The sequence below is a fragment of the Blastococcus sp. SYSU DS1021 genome, assembly GCF_054050995.1.
In genome coordinates, this window is the sequence record NZ_JBJHAL010000037.1 from 1 (window position 1) to 15,820 (window position 15,820).

The window sequence follows — 15,820 nt, forward strand, 5'->3', positions numbered from 1 at the left end:
TCGCGCCCCGCACCACCTGCGCACCGGTCTGCGCCGACCAGTGGATCTCCCCACCCTGGAACGGCGTCATGTAGCCACGCCGATCCGCCGTCGGCTGATCGTCCCCGGTCGGGTACCCCAGCGCAGCGGGACCACCGGCCGCCTTGTACGCGGCCAGGATCGCGCCCCGCACCACCTTCGTCCCCGTGCTCGGCCCCCAGTACAGCGAGCCGCTCTGGAACTCCACCACGTACCCACCGCGCCCGGCCGGGGCATCGCTGGTCGTCGGGAAGCCCAGGTAGCCACCCGAACCGCCGGCCCGCTTCCAGGTGTCCAGGATCGCGCCCCGCACCACCTGCGCACCGGTCTGCGCCGACCAGTGGATCTCCCCACCCTGGAACGGCGTCATGTAGCCACGCCGATCCGCCGTCGGCTGATCGTCCCCGGTCGGGTACCCCAGCGCAGCCGGACCACCGGCCTGCAGGTACCGGTCCTTGATCGCGCCCCGCACCACGTGGGCCTGGGTGGCCGCCGACCAGTACACCTCGCCGCCCTGGAAGGAGTTCATGAACCCGCCACCGGGCGCCGGCGTGTCCCCGCTGGTGGGATAGCCGAGGGGGCCGGCCTGCGCCCCGGTGGAACGCCACTTGTCGCGGATGGCGCCCCGGACCTCCTGCGCCTCCGTCTGCGCCGACCAGTAGATGGACCCACCCTGGAAGTCGGTGAACCAGCCGGTGCCCCACGGGGCGGCGGTGTCGTCACCGGTCGGGTACCCCAGGAGCTGCGGTCCGCCGAGCTGCAGGTACCGGTCGAGGATGGCGCCGCGCACGACGTGCGCCCCGGTCCCCTTCGACCAGTAGATGTGCCCGCCGGCGTAGGTCCGCCGGCAACCGCCGTGCGGCAGGTCGCACCGCACGTCCGAGGTGGGCCCACCGATGTCCACCCCGGCGGCGCGCAGGACGTCGTACTTGTCGAGGACGGCCGAGCCGCCGGAGTTCTGCGTGCTGCCGAACCAGTCGGTGAAGTAGTTGAAGAAGTTTCGGTTGCCGTAGGCGGAGCAGGAGTCGCCCTCGGCGTACCCCGCGTTCAGCGCGGCCTGGTTCGGGACGTATGGCGTGTAGTTGTAGAGCCCCGCGGTGGCCTGGTTCTGGATGTAGACCTGCGCGGTGCCGCAGCGCCAGTTGTTGAGGTTGTTGTTGCGCTCGGTCGCCGGCGAGTAGCCGATCGTGTTGGTGAGCCCCGGCCGGTACCCGTACTTGCTCGGATTGGCCTGGTAGAGCTTGAACTGCCGCGACGCGGAGTACATCTGGTTGTAGAAGCCGTAGTACTGGGTGTCGCAGGCCGCGGTGTCCGGGCAGCCGTACCCCATGGCGATGCGCAGCTTGCCGTCCGAGGGCCCGGTGGAGGTGATCAGGCCCTGCTCCTTCTGCAGGGTCACCAGCAGCACCTGGGGGTTGATCCCGCAGGCTCGGGCGACCTTCCAGATGATCTGCGCGGCGGTCTCCTGACCGGCGCCCTGGTACGGCCCGCAGCGCGTGTCCCCGGCACGCGTCCACGTGTCCTGCCGGAAGTTCTTGAGGCAGTTGCTGCCCGAGCAGTTGCGCCCCTTCTCCTGCAGGAAGGCCTGGATCTGCTCGACGTTCATCGTGGAGGTGTCGTAGAAGACGCCGTCGCTGATGATGTTGCCGGGGTTGAACAGCGCCAGGTTCGCCGACTCGCGCAGGTCCGGGGACGGAAGCGAAGCGGTGCCCAAGAGGCCGGCGAAGGCCAGGACGAGCAGCCCGGCCACGAAGAGCACGGCCCGCCTGGTCACGGGACCACCACCGAGAAGACGGCCGACTCACCGGTCGACCGGGGCGACGTGTAGCTGAGCACGGCCTCCCAGCTGCCGGAGACCAGGCGCCCTCCCCCGGCCCGGACCTCGCCACAGCTGGTGGTGCTCGCATCCGGGGTGGCATCGGCGGTGCCGCTGGTGGTCACCCCGTCCTGCGTCAGGGTCAGGGTGCACGTCCCGCCCGTCTCGACGACGTCGCTGACGAAGCCCCCGACGACGATGTCCTGAGTGCCGGGGTCCCAGCCGGCGTAGGTGTGGCTGACGACGACGGAGCGGAGGCCGCTGGGCTCCTCGGACGGCACCGGATCCACCTCGGCACCGTTTTCGGCAGGGGCGGTCGGCGTGGGCGTGAGCGGCTCGAGCACCTCGTCCTGGACGGGGGCGTCCGGGCCGCGCTCCTCGGTGGCTCCAGAGGCGCCCGCGGCCCCGCCGCCCGGAGCAGCGGACCCGTCCGGACGAACGGCCAGGAAGAGCAGGGCAGCGCCTCCGACCACGAGCAGCGCGAGCGCACCGAGCACGGTGGCCCGGCGGCGTGAGGTGGAACGAGACATGAGGAGATCTCCCAGGGCGACCGGCGAGCAGCGCCGTTCTCGAGCGTCTGGTGGTGGAACCACGGAGGAGAGGGCGACATGACCGACTCCTCCCCGTGTTCGGGAGACTACGTTTCGTTGTGACGTCGGTCCGGGAGCAACGCGGAACGGACACCAACTCGCGGCGGTGGAACGGGGCCGCGCCCCCGCCGTCGGGGCCGTCGGGCACACATCGGCCGCGCACGGGTGCGGCGCGGACGCGGGCGCCCTCCGGCGACTCCTGTGGCGGATGCGGTTGTTGTGCATCCCGGTGCCAGGCGGGCTGGCTCACCTCGCCGTCCTGGCAATTCCTACGTGTCGGAGGGCTGCTGGACCCCTGAACCACACCTAGCCTTGCCAACGTCGATGCACAAAGCGTCACAACCGGTCGCACTCGCGGCGCCGGCTGACGCCCGCGCCCTCGAACCGGCGCGCAACACCGCTGTGAGGACCACGTGAGCCGAGACCGGAACGAGCAGGGCCGCCCGGCCGGGCGTCCGCTGCCCCCGCGCCTCGACCCCCGCGCGGGGCGGCCGCCCCGGCGTGGCACCGGGGCGGAGCACCCGTCCGACGGCCCGACGGGCGCCACATCCCGCGGGCGCCGCGGCGGCCGCGCGGCGGTCGCCACCCGCGTCGTCGCCGGGGTCGTCGCCGCCACGCTGCTCGCCGGGTCCGGCTGGGGCTGGTATCTCGGCCAGGTGGCGTCCGCGACGGTGAACCGCACCGACGCCATCCCCAGCGAGGGCAACGAGGGCAACGGCGCTGCCGGCGAGGCCATGAACCTGCTGCTGGTCGGCAACGACAGCCGGGCCGCGCTGACCGAGCAACAGCTGACCGACCTCAACGCAGGCACCGACTCGGGCATCAATACCGACACGATGATCCTGGTTCACGTGCCGGCGGACGGATCCCGCGCCTCGTTCGTCTCCTTCCCCCGCGACTCGTACGTGAAGATCCCCGGCTACGGCTGGGACCGGCTGAACGCCGCATACGCCTACGGCCGGATGAACGCCCCTTCCGGCGCCTCCGAGGAAGCCCGCTCCGCGCAGGGCTCCCAGCTGCTGGTGCAGACCATCAGCGGGCTCACCGGTCTGCAGATCGACCACTACGCCGAGGTAGACCTGCTCGGCTTCTTCGAGCTGTCCAACGTCGTCGGCGGTGTCGAGATCAACCTGTGCAAGGCGGTCGACGACCGCGAGTGGTCGGGGGCGTACTTCCCGGCCGGGGTGCAGACGATCAGCGGCGCCGACGCGTTGAAGTTCGTCCGGCAGCGGCACGGCTTCGGACCCCAGGGCCGAGGTGACTTCGACCGGATCGTCCGCCAGCAGGTGTTCCTCGGCGGGGTGCTGCGGAAGATGCTGTCCGAGGACGTCCTGCTCGACCTGGGCAAGCAGCGTGCCCTCGTGCAGGCCGCGGCCGACGCGCTGACCGTCGACCGGGACCTGGACCTGCTGCAGCTGGCCCAGCAGATGCAGTCGGTGACCGCCGACAGCATCGAGTTCCAGACCGTGCCGAACCGCGGGACCGGCGAGGAGGACGGCAAGTCGATCGTCCGGCTGGAGGACGAGGCCGCGCTGCACAGGTTCTTCGCCGACCTCTCGGCCGAACCCGAGCCCGAGACCGCCGCCACCCCCGAGGCCCCGCAGACGGTCGCCCCCGCCGCGGTGACGGTCGACGTCTACAACGGGTCGGGCACCTCGGGGCTGGCAGCGTCAGCCGCCTCGGCCCTGACCACGGCCGGCTTCCTGGTGGGCACGACCGGCAACGCCTCCTCGATGGACCACGAGCAGACCGAGATCCGGTTCGCCGCCGGGGACGAGGCCCTGGCCACCACCGTCGCCGCCGCGATCCCGGGCGCGGTGAGCAAGATGAGCGACGACGCGACCAGCGGCACCGTACAGTTGGTCCTGGGCAGCGACTTCAACGGCGTGGGTCAGGCGGTCACCCCACCGGCCCCTGCCCCGGTGGTCGAGGGCCAGGACGCCCGGACCGCGGCGGACACCACCTGCATCAACTGACGTCGCCGCCGTGCCGCCCCTTCCGGGACCCCGAGCGCCACGGCAGCTCCGGTGACACGCTGGGACCGTGCCTGCCACCCTGCCAGCTGACCTGCTCACCTCCGTCGTCCGACGGGACGGCGCCGCCCCCCTGCTGACGCAGTACGACGACGCCACCGGGGAGCGGGTGGAGCTCTCGGCGATCACCCTCGCGAACTGGGTGGCCAAGACCGCCAACCTCCTCCAGGAGGAGTTCGACGTGGCACCCGGCAGCAGGGTGGCGGTGGCACTGCCGGTGCACTGGCAGACCGCGGCCGTCCTGCTGGCCGCCTGGAACTGCGGTGCAACGGTCGTCGAGACCGCGGCGGAGGACGACGGCCGGCTGGACGACACCGACGTCGTCCTGGCCGCGCAGGACCGGCTGCCGGCTCTGGAGGAGCTGGACCTGCCAGAACTGCTGGGCCTGTCGCTCCACCCGCTCGGCATGGGCATGTCCGGCTACGCCGGGCCTGCCCGGGACTTCGCCCTCGAGGTGCGTGCACACGGGGACGTCTTCCACCCGTGGCAGGAACCCGACCCAGCCACCCCGGGGCTGCGCGCCGGCGGCCTGGCGCTGACCCTCGGCGGCGTGGTCGAGGCCGCTGGGGAGCTGGCCGACCGCCTCGGCCTGCGTGCGGGCGACCGCGTCCTCGTCGACGAGGCGACCGCCACGGAGGCCGGCCCGGTCGCCTGGCTCCTGGCCCCGCTCGCCGCCGGGGCCTCGATCGTGCTGGTCCGCGCCCCGGACCCCGCGCTGCTGCCGGCCCGCGCGGCCGCCGAGCGGATCACCGCGACCCTGGGGCCGAAGGTCGACGGCGTCCGCCAGCTGGGCCGGCCGCCAGCCTGACTGCGTCGCGACCGGCTGCCCGCGCCTGTGGACGCAGCGCCCCGGAACAGCAGTGGCCACGACGCCGGGAGGACGTCGTGGCCACTGCCCCCGGGAGATCAGCCGGGCGGACGGTTCAGCGGAAGTACTGCTGCACGACCCGCCGGGCCATCGCGACGGCGTAGCTCTGCCCCCGGTCCTGCGGGTAGATCTGCGACATCGTGGCGAGGACGACCCCGGGCATCGACGTCTCGTGCGGCGGGATCGAGTCCCGGTAGTCCGGGGTGACGACGGGCTGGGCGAAGGGCGCGCGCGAGAAGTGCCAGTCCTTCACCCACGACAGGTCGAAGTCCGGGTTCAGCTTGCGCAGCCACGGCTCGTACTGCTTCAGCAGCTCGGCGGGGTCGGTGGTGTAGCGCCAGTCGTCGCGCGGCACGTAGTTGCCGACGTAGACGACGTGCCGGCCGCCGTAGTCGGACCCGGAGACCATGTTCGTGTGCTCGACGACCGCCAGGAACGGGAACGAGGTGTCGTTGACGTTCAGCCAGTAGTACGGGATCACGCTGCGGTCGCACTCGAGCACGAAGCAGGTGGCACCGAGGTACTCCGCCCGCTGGAGGGCATCCTCCGGGGCAGCGCCCGCGGCCTGCGCGAACACCGGCTGGGGGACGGTCACCAGGACCTTGTCGTACTCGTACTGCGCGCCGTCCTCCGTCCGGACCAGGACGGGGCCGGCCGGGTCGGGCTGCGCGATGTGCGCCAGCCGCTTGCCGAGCTCCACCTTGCCGCCGCGCTGCTCCACCGCCTGCAGCAGTCCGTCGTACACCTGGTGGAACCCGCCGTCCATGTAGCCCAGCTTGAACGTGCGGTAGTGGATGCGGGCCCACAGCCAGGCCATGGAGATCTCCGACGCCCGCGACCCGAACTTGCCGGTGAGCAGGGGCTCCCAGATCACCTCGCTGGCCCGTCGGCCGGCCCAGCGGTGCACCCAGTCGAGCGCGCGGCGGTCGCCGAGACGCTCGCCGTTCCGGATGACCTTCAGCATCGCCGACGACGCACCGAAGCGGACGCGGTCGATCAACCGCAGCGGCGGGAACTTCAGCATCTCCACGGGCGTGGAGAAGTCGTGCAGCCGGCCGTCGTGGTAGATGCCGGTCGTGGTCGAGTGGAACGTCAGCTTCGGCCGCAGCCCGAGCTCCTCGATCAGGTCGATCATGGCGCGGTCGGTCTCGAAGATGTGGTGGTAGTAGCGCTCCAGGGGGGTGCCCTGCACCACCAGCGAACCGGCCAGCCCGCCGATCTCGTCCGCGCCCTCGAGGACGGTGACGTCGTGCCCGTCCTTGACCAGGTCGTACGCCGCGGTGAGGCCCGTGGCGCCGGCACCGATGATGCCGATCTTCATCCGAAACTCCATCTCTTGTTGAGGACGAACTGGAAGATCGCGACGATCGGCATCGAGACGACCTTGACGATGTTCGCGTCCACCCCCAGCCAGGTGTGGAAGACCAGGAGCAGCACCGCGACGAGCGCGATGCCGAGCAGGCCCACCGAGTAGAACCGGGCGAACCGCCGGAGCATCCCGTCCCGCTTGCGGAAGTTCAGGTAGCTGTTGAGCAGGAAGTTGTTCGTGATGCCCGCCGAGGTGCTCAACGCCGTCGCGAGCTGCTCGTGCATCCCCACCACGTTGTAGAGGACGAGGAAGAGGACCAGGTCGAGCAGGACGCCCGAGACCCCGATCAGCTGGTAGACGAAGAACTGCCGGTGGCGCTGCCAGAGCTCACGCGCCGGCGCGCGAAGTTTGCTGTCCGCCGTCGCCATGGTCCACCACCTTCTCCACGATGTAGAGCGGGCGTGCCTGCACCTCGGTGTAGATGCGTCCGACGTAGGAGCCGATGACCCCCAGCGACAGCATCTGCACCCCGCCCAGGAAGAGCACCATGATCATCAGGAGGGTCCAGCCGGGGACCGAGACGTCGGGGAAGAACAGCCGCAACCCGACTGCGTAGAGGATGCCGAGGACGGCGAGGACGACCGTGCCCAGGCCGAGCCGGGTGATCATCTTCAGCGGAACCGTGGAGAAGCTGGTGACGCCGTCGGCGGCGAGCCGGAGCATCTTCGGCAGCGGGTAGTTCGTCTCGCCCGACGTCCGCTCGTCGCGGTCGAACGGCACGGCCGCCTGCTTGAAGCCCAGCGAGGCCACCAGCCCGCGCACGAAGCGGTTGCGCTCCCGGTGCGAGCGCAGCAGGTCCGTGGTCGCCCGGTCCATCAGCCGGAAGTCGCCGGTGTCCACCGGGATCTCGATGTCGGCGAACCGGTGCAGGAGCCGGTAGTAGGCGTGCGCCGTGAAGCGCTTCATCGGCGTGTCCTTGCGACTGCGCCGCTGCGCGTACACGATCTGGGCGCCGCCCTCCCACGCCTTGATGAGCTCCAGGCTCACCTCGGGCGGGTCCTGCAGATCGGTGTCCATGACGATGATCGCGTCGCCCCGGGCGTAGTCGAGGCCCGCCGTGATCGCCATCTGGTGGCCGAAGTTGCGGGAGAAGTTGACCACCCGGACCTGCTCGCAGGACTCGGCGATCTTCTCCAGGATCTCCAGCGACGCGTCCCGGGAGCCGTCGTTCACGTAGACGAACTCGAAGTCCAGGTCCGGCCGTTCCCGCGAGGCGGCGACCAGCCGGTCGTGGAACTTCTCGATCCCGTCGGCCTCGTTGTAGACGGGGAGCACGTAGGAGACGAGCCGTCGCTGCGGTGGTTCCGTCACCACGGCCCGGTCGTCAGGAGCGTGGTTGGGTTCGATGACAGGGGTCGCCATTGCGGCCTTCCGTGGTCTCGGCGTCGCCGGCGCGGCCGGTCGTCATTCTTCGGTGCTGGACGGGGACCGTTCCCGCAGGCGTCCGTGCGGACGGTCGCCTGCCGCGGCCCGGAGGTGCCGGCCGGGGTCAACGATCCCCCTCCCAGCCCCACAGCGTGATCGTGTCCGTCGATCGGTCGTACTGGTCCCGGCCCAGAGGGTAGTCAAGCCGGTACACGTGTCCCCACTCCTCGTGAGGGGCTCCGTCCAGGCGGCTGGGCACCTCCCGGCGGTCGGCCTGCGACACACCGGCGAAGCTCCCGCCCTCGCGGGGGATGTAGGCGATCTGAGCACCGCCGTGCCAGTTCGGGGCGCCGACGATGACCGTCGGCGTCTGCGCCAGGCCGTCGGACACCACCGGGAAGTCCGAGACGCAGGGCAGGTGCCAGGCCAGCGGCCAGTCCGGCAGCACCGGCCCCGTGCCGGCGAGGTAGTCGTGCAGGCTCTGGGCCGTGCGGATCCGGGGGCCGGTCACCGCGAGCCAGCCGCCGACGTCGGTCGTCGCGTCGCCGGCGACCACGCGCACCCGGTCGGCGGTCGCCGGCACGTCGTCCGTCCCGACTGCCAGCGGGCGCCAGGACGGCCGGTCGAACGCTCCGTCGTCGACAGCCCGGAGGCCGAGCGTCGTGACGTCCTCCGTGCCGTCCCCGGACCGGCCGAATTCCAGCTGCAGGGAGTTGGCGCCCCCGACGCGACCGGCCGCCGCGACCGCGACCTCCTGGTCCTCGGAGAGCTCCGGCAGCTCGAACCAGGGCGTCACCAGGCGCCCGATCGTCCGCTCGCCGTCCACCAGGCTGCCCCAGACGTGGGTCGCCGCACCCGAACCAGCTCCGTCCGGTGGCTGCTGCGCCTCCAGGAAGCCACCTCCGCTGACGAAGCCGTCGGCGACCGGGGCCTCCGCGTCGGCGACCGGAGCGAGCGGGCCGCCGGGCTCGTCGATCAGCAGGTCGACCGACTCCGGGATCCCGCAGCTCGTCCCGGTCAGGGTCTGGACGTTCTCCAGGGCGAGTGCATAGCCCCCGGCGTCGGCCTGCCGCAGCGGAGCGACGCTGAACCCGACCAGCAGGACGCCCACGGAGACGGCGGTGGCCGCAGCGGTGACCACGACCGGGGCCGCGACCAGCGGGGCCAGGTCCCGCCCCCGACCCCGCCGGGAGCGCACCCACCAGGACGCGCCCACCGCGAGGGCCGCGACCAGCAACCACACCGCCGGGTTGCCGAGCGGGACGCCCAGCGGGGTGATCGGAGCATCCCGGTACGGCAGGCCGTAGACCGAGTACATGAACCAGGCGTTCGGCCCGGAGTAGGCGAGCCCGGCCGCCAGGGCGACGACGCCCGTACCGGCCAGCGCGATCACCATCGTGGCCCGGTCCCGCGAGCGCGCCCGTGCCGCCTCGAGGAGGAGGACGCAGGCCAGGACGAGGAACGGTGCGCCCAGCCCCGCCACCGACCCGAAGTGGTGCGACCACTTGGACGGCGTCGCGAACAGGAGCGCGAACGCCAGCGCCACGGAGGCCGTGAGGATGTGCGCATCGGGGAAGCGGCGCAGCTCGGTGAGCCGCCGGGACAGCAGGAGGGCGACGACGAGCAGCAGTCCGAGGGTGAGCAGCACGGCCAGGCGCTTGGTGGCCGTGCCCTGGGGCCCCGCGCCGAGCAGGAAGGCGTAGCGCGTGGCCTCCTCGTACCACCCCAGGCTCGGGCCGATCTCCGTGTGCAGCTCGGTGGCCTTGGCCACCCCGTGCAGGGACTGGTCGGCGAACATCAGCACCAGCCCGCTGCCGGCGAGCGCCGCCAGCAGCGCCGCGATACCCGCCGTCGTCCACCAGGACGAGCCGGCCGCACGCACGGTCCGCCAGATGCGCGGCAGCAGCACCAGCACCGGCGCGAGGGCGACGACGCAGGACGGCGTGACCGACAGGCAGATGCCGGCGACCAGCGCCGCGGCACCGATGGACAGCAGCGGGCGGCGGGCCGTCGGCGCGGTGCCGCGCAGCAGCAGCGCCAGCACGGCTGCCGCGCCCAGCGCCACGAACGGCTCGGGCCGGACGCCCGTGTTGAACGGCAACCACCAGGCCAGGAAGCAGAGCGCCGACAGGACGGCGACCAGCGGGCCCCGCGACGACCGAGGCAGCACGGCCCCGAGCACACCGCGGCTCACGACGAACCACGTGGCGAGCCCCACCAGGTAGCTGGGGACGCGCAGCCACAGGGGCGCGGCGGAGACAGCGGCGAACGGCTGCACGATGTGCTGCACCAGCGTGAACGGCGCCTCGGAGGCGTTGAACCAGTGGTAGTAGTTGCCGATGTCGCCGCTGGCCAGGCCGTTGCGGATCGTCATCGTGGCGTAGCCGTCGTCGTCGGTCTGCGGCGCGATGAACATCCACAGCGAGAGCGCCCCGACCACGGCGGCGTCCACCGCCAGCCGGACGCGGCCGTCGGGGGCCCGCTCGGATCGCAGCTCCTCCGCACCGCGGGTGCGCGCGGCGGCCGACCGGGCGAGCATCGCGAGAGCGGCCAGGACCACGAGGGTGTAGACGGCCATCATCGCGATCTTCAGCCCGCTGGGCGAGCTCTCGAACCAGGTGCGGGTCCGGGCGGTCACCGCCGTCCCGTCCGCGTCGTCCGGCTCGAGGTCGGTGGTGAAGGCGAACACCTCTGGCACCGGCTCCGCGCTCAGCACGGTAGGGGCATCGGCGCCGACGACGACGCTGGTGGCCGTGTCGTCGGAGTCCACCCGGACGTCGCAGCCGGTCTCCGGCGGTGCCGCGGCGTGCACGACCCGGCCGTTGACCGCGACCCGCAGCTGGCCGTTCTCGGTGTCGACCACCAGACCCGACGCCGGCCCCTGGTCCCGGACCAGCGACGTGGCCAGCAGGGTCGTCCGCTCCCCGGTGCCCAGCCCCTCCTGCACGGCGGCGCAGGGGACCGTCGCGTGGATCTCGGCCGGGCGGTAGGGCACGAAGAACGCCGTGGTCGACGTCGGCTGCTCCCCCTGCGCCGGCCAGGTCACCTCGGTGCGGTCGGCCACGACCGGGGCCAGCGGCAGCGCCACGGCGAGGCCCACGCCCAGCAGCCCGACGAGCAGGGCCACGACGGCGCGCGTCCGCCCGGGGAATCGGGCCGGGTCGGGCGCGGCAGGGGCCGGCGCAGCCGGCAAGAGCGTCGTCGACACGTGGCGCCTCTCGATTGCCCGGGGCCTCTGCGCCGCAGCGAGCTTGATGGTGCGTCTGAGCAGCGGGAGGGCGGCCGGGCGAGCGCGGGCTCGGTGGCGACCTGCCGGAACAGGCCCGGGAGACTCCCTGGACACCGAGCGTAGCCCACCTCGGCGCCCCTTCCGGGGCGCCAGGGACGGCCGAGTGCTGGTGAGCGACACGTCTCGGAAGTGACTGGTGGGACGGACCGGTCCGGGTACGCGGCGGCTATTCTCGGCGCCGGGACGGAGCGCGCCGGGACCCGTGGCGCAGCACCCGGCGGCCCCTCCGGTCGCCGTCGGGCGGGAGGACGGAGCGCCTGGTCACGTGCTCAGCGAGGAGGCGGCGACGCCGCGCCGCCGTGTCTCTCACCCGGCAGGGCCCCGGTGACCTTCTCCGTCCTCGCCCGCGACCCGGGCTCCGGGGACCTCGGCGTCGCTGTCTCCTCCTGCATCCTCGCGGTGGGCCGGGCGGTGCCCAGCGCGCATCCGGGGCTGGGCGTGGTCGCCGCGCAGGCACGCAGCCGCCGCGGCCTGGGGCGGTCGCTGCTGAGCGGGCTGGCCGACGGCGGTGCGCCGGCCGCGCTCGTGCGCCGGGCGGCGCACAGCGCCGAGGACGCCGACCGGCAGATCGCCGTCCTCGATGCCACCGGCCGGGTGGCCGCCGACACCGGCCGGGGGTGCTTCCCCGTCAGCGGCCACCTGCTGGGCGACGGGTTCAGCGTGCAGGGCAACATGCTCGCCTCGGACGCCGTGCTCCCCGCGATGGCCGAGGCGTTCACGGCCGGCGGCGGGGACCTCGCCGACCGGCTCCTGGCCGCGCTCACCGCCGGGCAGGAGGCGGGGGGCGACCTGCGCGGCCGTCAGTCGGCCGCGCTGCTGGTGGTCAGCGGCGAGCACCCGTCCGACGACGACGACGGCGTGCGCATCGACCTGCGGGTCGACGACTCCGGCCACCCGGTGCGCCAGCTGCGCATGCTGCGCAACCTGCAGCGGGCCTACGACGAGCGGGACTACGAGTACCTCGCCCTGTTCGCACCGGAGGGCGCGCGCGACCTGTACGCCGCGCTCGCCGCCTCCGGGCGGGGCGACCGCGAGGCGGCCCGTCAGGCGCTGGAGGCGATGCGGGCCCGCCCCGGCTGGTCGGCGTGGCTGAGCGCCATGGCCGGTGACGCGCGCCTGTCGGCGGTGTCGCAGCTGCTCGGCTGAGCCGGGACCGGCCGGCTCAGAGGGTGTCCGGCCGCAGCCGCGCCAGCACGGCGGGGTCGATCTCCCGGTCGTGCAGGGGCAGCACGAGCTCCGTGACGAGGTCGGTCAGCTCGGCGACCCGCAGGTTGAGCCGGCGGGATTCGTGCAGGCCGTCGCGCAGCTCGGCCACCTGCCGCTCGAACTCGGCCAGGCGCTCCTCCGCCGCGTCCAGCCGGCTCCGGAGATCGTCGGCCTGCTCGCGCAGCCGTGCGTTGTCGTCGGTCAGGCGGGCGAGCTGCTCCGGCAGCTCCAGCGCCGCGGGGGCGAGGGCGCGGCGGACGGCCCACACCGCCCCACCGCGGGTGGGACGCGACTGGGACTGCGGGCTCATCGGGGCCTCCGTCGGAAGGTCAGGCGGTGCACGGGGACGATCTGCTCCTCGGCCGCGCCGAACCACCGCAGCGGCTCCAGCCGGGGCTCGGCCTCCTCGAGGACGAGCCGGTGCCGGTCGGCCTCGGCCACGACCTGGTCGACCGTGAGGTGGCGGTAGGGCGGGATGCCGGCGTAGCCGTGGTCGGCGACGAGGTCGAAGAACGCGCGGCCGGCGGGGCGCAGCACCATCCCGCAGAGCCGGAAGGCGTTCTCCCGCCCCCGGTCCTCCAGCGCGTTGAGCAGGCGCCGGCCGAAGACCGTCCAGGTCTGTGGCGCCGCCGCGAGCTCGGCGCCGAGCCGGAGGACGGTGCGCACGTCGAGCAGGTTCTGCACCTCGAAGGCGACCGGGAGGTCGGTGCCGGCGAGGCGCGACCGCGCCGTGGAGACGGCGTAGCGCGAGTAGTCGATCGCGCGCACGGTGCGGCCGCGCGCCGCCAGCGCGAGCGCGTCGGTGCCCACCCCGGCGCCGAGCTCGAGCAGGGCGCTCCCGTCGGGCGTGCGCTCGTCCACCCAGCGGGCGAAGCCGCTCATCGCCGGGTCGTGGGTCAGCGCGCCCGGCGGCGCGAGGAGGACCAGGTCGTCCCACGCCTCGCGCTCGACGTTGTAGTCGGCGAACCACCCGTAGAAGCGGGCCCCCGTGCTCTCCGGGACCTCGAAGGTGAAGGAGGGGTCCGGCGTCCGCCAGCCCTCCCCGTACACCGCCCGCAGGGCCAGCTCCTGGTCCCGGGGGGCCGGCTCCTCGCGACCGGACACCTGCACCCTGCTGGGTGGCAGCAGGTCCTCGCGACTCGCCTCGGCGCGGATCATGAAGTGCTGCATCCAGTGGTCGCCCAGGACGAAGCCCGGGAAGACGTCGACGTAGTGGTCGGGGCGACCCTCGTGGGAAAAGACGACCTGCAGGTGCCCGACCGACAGCCGGACGACCTCGTACCCGGCCGCGCGCAGCAGGCGACCGACGGCGAAGCTCTCCAGCGCCACGTCGGCGGGGTGCTCGTACCGGCTCAGGTAGGCCAGGTCCGCGTCGTCGTCGTGGGGCAGCAGGCGCCCCTCGCGGACCGGACCCAGGAGGGTGCCGCAGGTGACGTAGACGACCGGCCCGAGCTCGGACTCCAGCAGCTCGCGGATGGCGGTCATGTGGTCGAGCATCCGCTCGACCATGCCCGGCGCGGCATCGGCGAAGGCCTGTCCCAGCCGGCCCCACTTGTTGACCACGAGGGGGCGGCCGTAGTGGTCGACGAGCTCCGGCGGCCCCGTCCCGCCGTCCAGGCTGACGGTCGCCTCCGGGCCGGTGTCGGTGCCGCTGACCCGCACCCGCACGCGGAAGGTGCCCCGCAGGCGGGGGCGCAGCGCCGGCGGCCACGGCTCGAACCGCAGCGCGCCGTCCTGGAACGCCGTGTACCGGAGATCGGCGGGCACGTCGTCGGGGGCGACGACGGGCGGCGATGCCCGGAAGGAGAAGACCCGCCGCCCGTCGAGGTCGACGTCGAGGACCTGGTCGTCGTCGGCGGGCCCCGACGTGCGGTAGAAGAGGCCGGACGGGGTGGGCCACACCTGGTCGATCGGTCTCTCCTCGTCGGTTCCGGGAACGCCGCGGACGCACGCAGAGCGGGAGTCTACGGGCATGCCCCGTCAGGCGGCGGGGCCTCCGACGCCCGGCCCGCGGCCGTCAGTCGTCCTCGGGCGCCGCGTCGGCGAGCACGACCAGCCGACGCAGGCAGTGCTCCCGCAGCGGCTCGGGGAACCCGTCGGCCAGCCGGTAGTACACGACGCGCCCCTGCTTCCGGTTCGTGACGAGACCCGCCGTGCGCAGTAGCCGCAGGGCGTAGCCGACGGCGTCCTCGTTGACCTCCAGGGCCAGGGCGAGGTCGCCGACGCAGAGCTCCTCCACCACGTCGAGCGCGAACAGAACCCGGGCCCGGGTGGGGTCGGCCATCAGGCTCAGCACGCTGGTCAGCCGGGCGGCCTCCTCCCGGCCGGGGAGCCGCGCGCGGGCACGGGCCGTCCGCTCGGGGTCGACCGGGTGGGCGTGCAGGGATCCAGGCATCGGCGGGCACCTCCGCGGACGGCCTACCCGTACGGATCCACGGGCACGCCGCCGTCCCGGGCTCGCGCCCCGGGCCCCGTCGGCGTTTGTCCGTACGACCGTACGGGCATGCGGACCGTCGCCTCGATCCCGCGACGCCGTCGACCCGCACGTCGGCCCCGGGGGATCACCGTGGGACGAGAGCGCAGCCGTCGCGGCGGCCGCGGGACGACGCGCGCGGCTGCGCGCACGGACGACGGAGAGACGGAGAGCGGATCCATGGCGACGAAGCGGAACCACGACGGCGATGAGCACGATCAGGGCGGCATGTCCCACGAGGCGAAGATGTACCTGCGCTTCGCGGCCATGATCAGCACGTCCATGGTGGTCATGTACTTCACCATGTTCGCCGGCACGTGGGAGTGGAGCCACGTCCGGTTCAGCGAGAGCCGCGTGTTCATGGCGCTCACCATGGGCGGGACCATGGGGCTGGTCATGCTCGCCTGGATGCTCTCCATGTACAAGAACGTGAAGGGCAACATCGCCATCGTGGCGGCGAGCCTCCTGCTGCTGGGCGGCGGGATCTTCCTCGACCGCAGCCAGGTCACCGTGGACGACGTCAACTGGATGAGCGCGATGATCCCGCACCACTCGCTGGCCATCACCCGCTCCGAGCGCGCGGACATCGACGACGTCCGGGTGTGCCAGCTGGCCGTCGAGATCATCGAGGCCCAGGAGCGGGAGATCGCCGAGATGGAGTGGCTGATCCAGGACATCCGGGAGAACGGTGAGGCCGAGACCCTCGAGGAGGCGCAGGCCCGGCCCGTCCCGGAGTTCACCGGCTCCGCCCTGCGCGACTGCCCGACGGGCTGATCCCGGGGGACGCTCCCCG

At 73.0% G+C, this 15,820-nt stretch carries 12 protein-coding genes and 1 pseudogene; 4 read left to right on the forward strand and 9 right to left on the reverse strand.

What is annotated here, in order from left to right; all coding sequences use genetic code 11:
- Window positions 1-1,792, reverse strand: a pseudogene (locus tag ACI8AP_RS20015) (hypothetical protein); the annotation flags it as partial.
- Window positions 1,789-2,364, reverse strand: coding sequence for a hypothetical protein (locus tag ACI8AP_RS20020; RefSeq protein WP_456591124.1), 576 nt, complete (start codon window positions 2,362-2,364; stop codon window positions 1,789-1,791). The gene ACI8AP_RS20020 and the pseudogene ACI8AP_RS20015, both read right to left, overlap by 4 nt.
- Before the next feature lie 473 nt (window positions 2,365-2,837).
- Between ACI8AP_RS20020 and ACI8AP_RS20025 the strand changes: the two genes are divergently transcribed.
- A complete protein-coding gene (locus ACI8AP_RS20025; RefSeq protein ID WP_456591125.1) occupies window positions 2,838-4,400 on the forward strand; it encodes an LCP family protein in 1,563 nt (520 codons plus the stop codon).
- Between the two features lie 67 nt (window positions 4,401-4,467).
- On the forward strand, window positions 4,468-5,265 hold the full coding sequence (locus tag ACI8AP_RS20030) for a TIGR03089 family protein (protein WP_456591126.1): 798 nt from the start codon (window positions 4,468-4,470) through the stop codon (window positions 5,263-5,265).
- A gap of 115 nt (window positions 5,266-5,380) precedes the next feature.
- Here the strand turns inward: ACI8AP_RS20030 and ACI8AP_RS20035 are convergent, their stop codons facing one another.
- The 4 genes from ACI8AP_RS20035 to ACI8AP_RS20050 form a co-directional block, all read right to left on the reverse strand.
- A complete protein-coding gene (locus ACI8AP_RS20035; protein ID WP_456591127.1) occupies window positions 5,381-6,646 on the reverse strand; it encodes an NAD(P)/FAD-dependent oxidoreductase in 1,266 nt (421 codons plus the stop codon).
- Window positions 6,643-7,062: a GtrA family protein gene (locus ACI8AP_RS20040; RefSeq protein WP_456591128.1), complete on the reverse strand. Its 420-nt coding sequence runs from the start codon at window positions 7,060-7,062 to the stop codon at window positions 6,643-6,645. Before ACI8AP_RS20040 ends, ACI8AP_RS20035 begins: the two co-directional genes overlap by 4 nt.
- Window positions 7,022-8,056 (reverse strand): glycosyltransferase family 2 protein, encoded by a 1,035-nt coding sequence (locus ACI8AP_RS20045; protein WP_456591129.1) that lies wholly within the window; start codon window positions 8,054-8,056, stop codon window positions 7,022-7,024. The genes ACI8AP_RS20040 and ACI8AP_RS20045 overlap by 41 nt, the downstream gene beginning before the upstream one ends.
- A gap of 127 nt (window positions 8,057-8,183) precedes the next feature.
- On the reverse strand, window positions 8,184-11,186 hold the full coding sequence (locus ACI8AP_RS20050; protein ID WP_456591130.1) for an arabinosyltransferase domain-containing protein: 3,003 nt from the start codon (window positions 11,184-11,186) through the stop codon (window positions 8,184-8,186).
- 486 nt (window positions 11,187-11,672) lie between these two features.
- On the opposite strand from ACI8AP_RS20050, the gene ACI8AP_RS20055 reads away from it, so the two are divergent.
- Complete coding sequence (locus ACI8AP_RS20055) at window positions 11,673-12,494, forward strand: DUF1028 domain-containing protein (RefSeq protein WP_456591131.1); 822 nt, start codon at window positions 11,673-11,675, stop codon at window positions 12,492-12,494.
- Window positions 12,495-12,510: 16 nt separating this feature from the next.
- Here the strand turns inward: ACI8AP_RS20055 and ACI8AP_RS20060 are convergent, their stop codons facing one another.
- The 3 genes from ACI8AP_RS20060 to ACI8AP_RS20070 are packed head-to-tail and all read right to left on the reverse strand — an operon-like array spanning window position 12,511 to window position 14,949.
- Window positions 12,511-12,864, reverse strand: a complete 354-nt coding sequence (locus ACI8AP_RS20060; RefSeq protein WP_456591132.1) for a DUF6752 domain-containing protein — start codon at window positions 12,862-12,864, stop codon at window positions 12,511-12,513.
- Complete coding sequence (locus ACI8AP_RS20065; protein WP_456591133.1) at window positions 12,861-14,528, reverse strand: class I SAM-dependent methyltransferase; 1,668 nt, start codon at window positions 14,526-14,528, stop codon at window positions 12,861-12,863. The genes ACI8AP_RS20060 and ACI8AP_RS20065 overlap by 4 nt, the downstream gene beginning before the upstream one ends.
- Window positions 14,529-14,571: 43 nt before the next feature.
- The gene (locus tag ACI8AP_RS20070; RefSeq protein ID WP_456591134.1) at window positions 14,572-14,949 is read right to left on the reverse strand and encodes an ArsR/SmtB family transcription factor; all 378 of its coding nucleotides are present in this window, start codon (window positions 14,947-14,949) and stop codon (window positions 14,572-14,574) included.
- Window positions 14,950-15,207: 258 nt separating this feature from the next.
- On the opposite strand from ACI8AP_RS20070, the gene ACI8AP_RS20075 reads away from it, so the two are divergent.
- On the forward strand, window positions 15,208-15,801 hold the full coding sequence (locus ACI8AP_RS20075; RefSeq protein WP_456591135.1) for a DUF305 domain-containing protein: 594 nt from the start codon (window positions 15,208-15,210) through the stop codon (window positions 15,799-15,801).
- The last annotated feature ends 19 nt before the right edge of the window (window positions 15,802-15,820 follow it).

Bases quoted from the DNA above. Each gene is read 5' to 3' on its own strand.
- ACI8AP_RS20020 (WP_456591124.1), bottom strand. From the start codon at position 2,364: ATGTCTCGTTCCACCTCACGCCGCCGGGCCACCGTGCTCGGTGCGCTC.
- ACI8AP_RS20035 (WP_456591127.1), bottom strand. From the start codon at position 6,646: ATGAAGATCGGCATCATCGGTGCCGGCGCCACGGGCCTCACCGCGGCG.
- ACI8AP_RS20040 (WP_456591128.1), bottom strand. From the start codon at position 7,062: ATGGCGACGGCGGACAGCAAACTTCGCGCGCCGGCGCGTGAGCTCTGG.
- ACI8AP_RS20045 (WP_456591129.1), bottom strand. From the start codon at position 8,056: ATGGCGACCCCTGTCATCGAACCCAACCACGCTCCTGACGACCGGGCC.
- ACI8AP_RS20060 (WP_456591132.1), bottom strand. From the start codon at position 12,864: ATGAGCCCGCAGTCCCAGTCGCGTCCCACCCGCGGTGGGGCGGTGTGG.
- ACI8AP_RS20065 (WP_456591133.1), bottom strand. From the start codon at position 14,528: ATGCCCGTAGACTCCCGCTCTGCGTGCGTCCGCGGCGTTCCCGGAACC.
- ACI8AP_RS20070 (WP_456591134.1), bottom strand. From the start codon at position 14,949: ATGCCTGGATCCCTGCACGCCCACCCGGTCGACCCCGAGCGGACGGCC.
- ACI8AP_RS20075 (WP_456591135.1), top strand. From the start codon at position 15,208: ATGGCGACGAAGCGGAACCACGACGGCGATGAGCACGATCAGGGCGGC.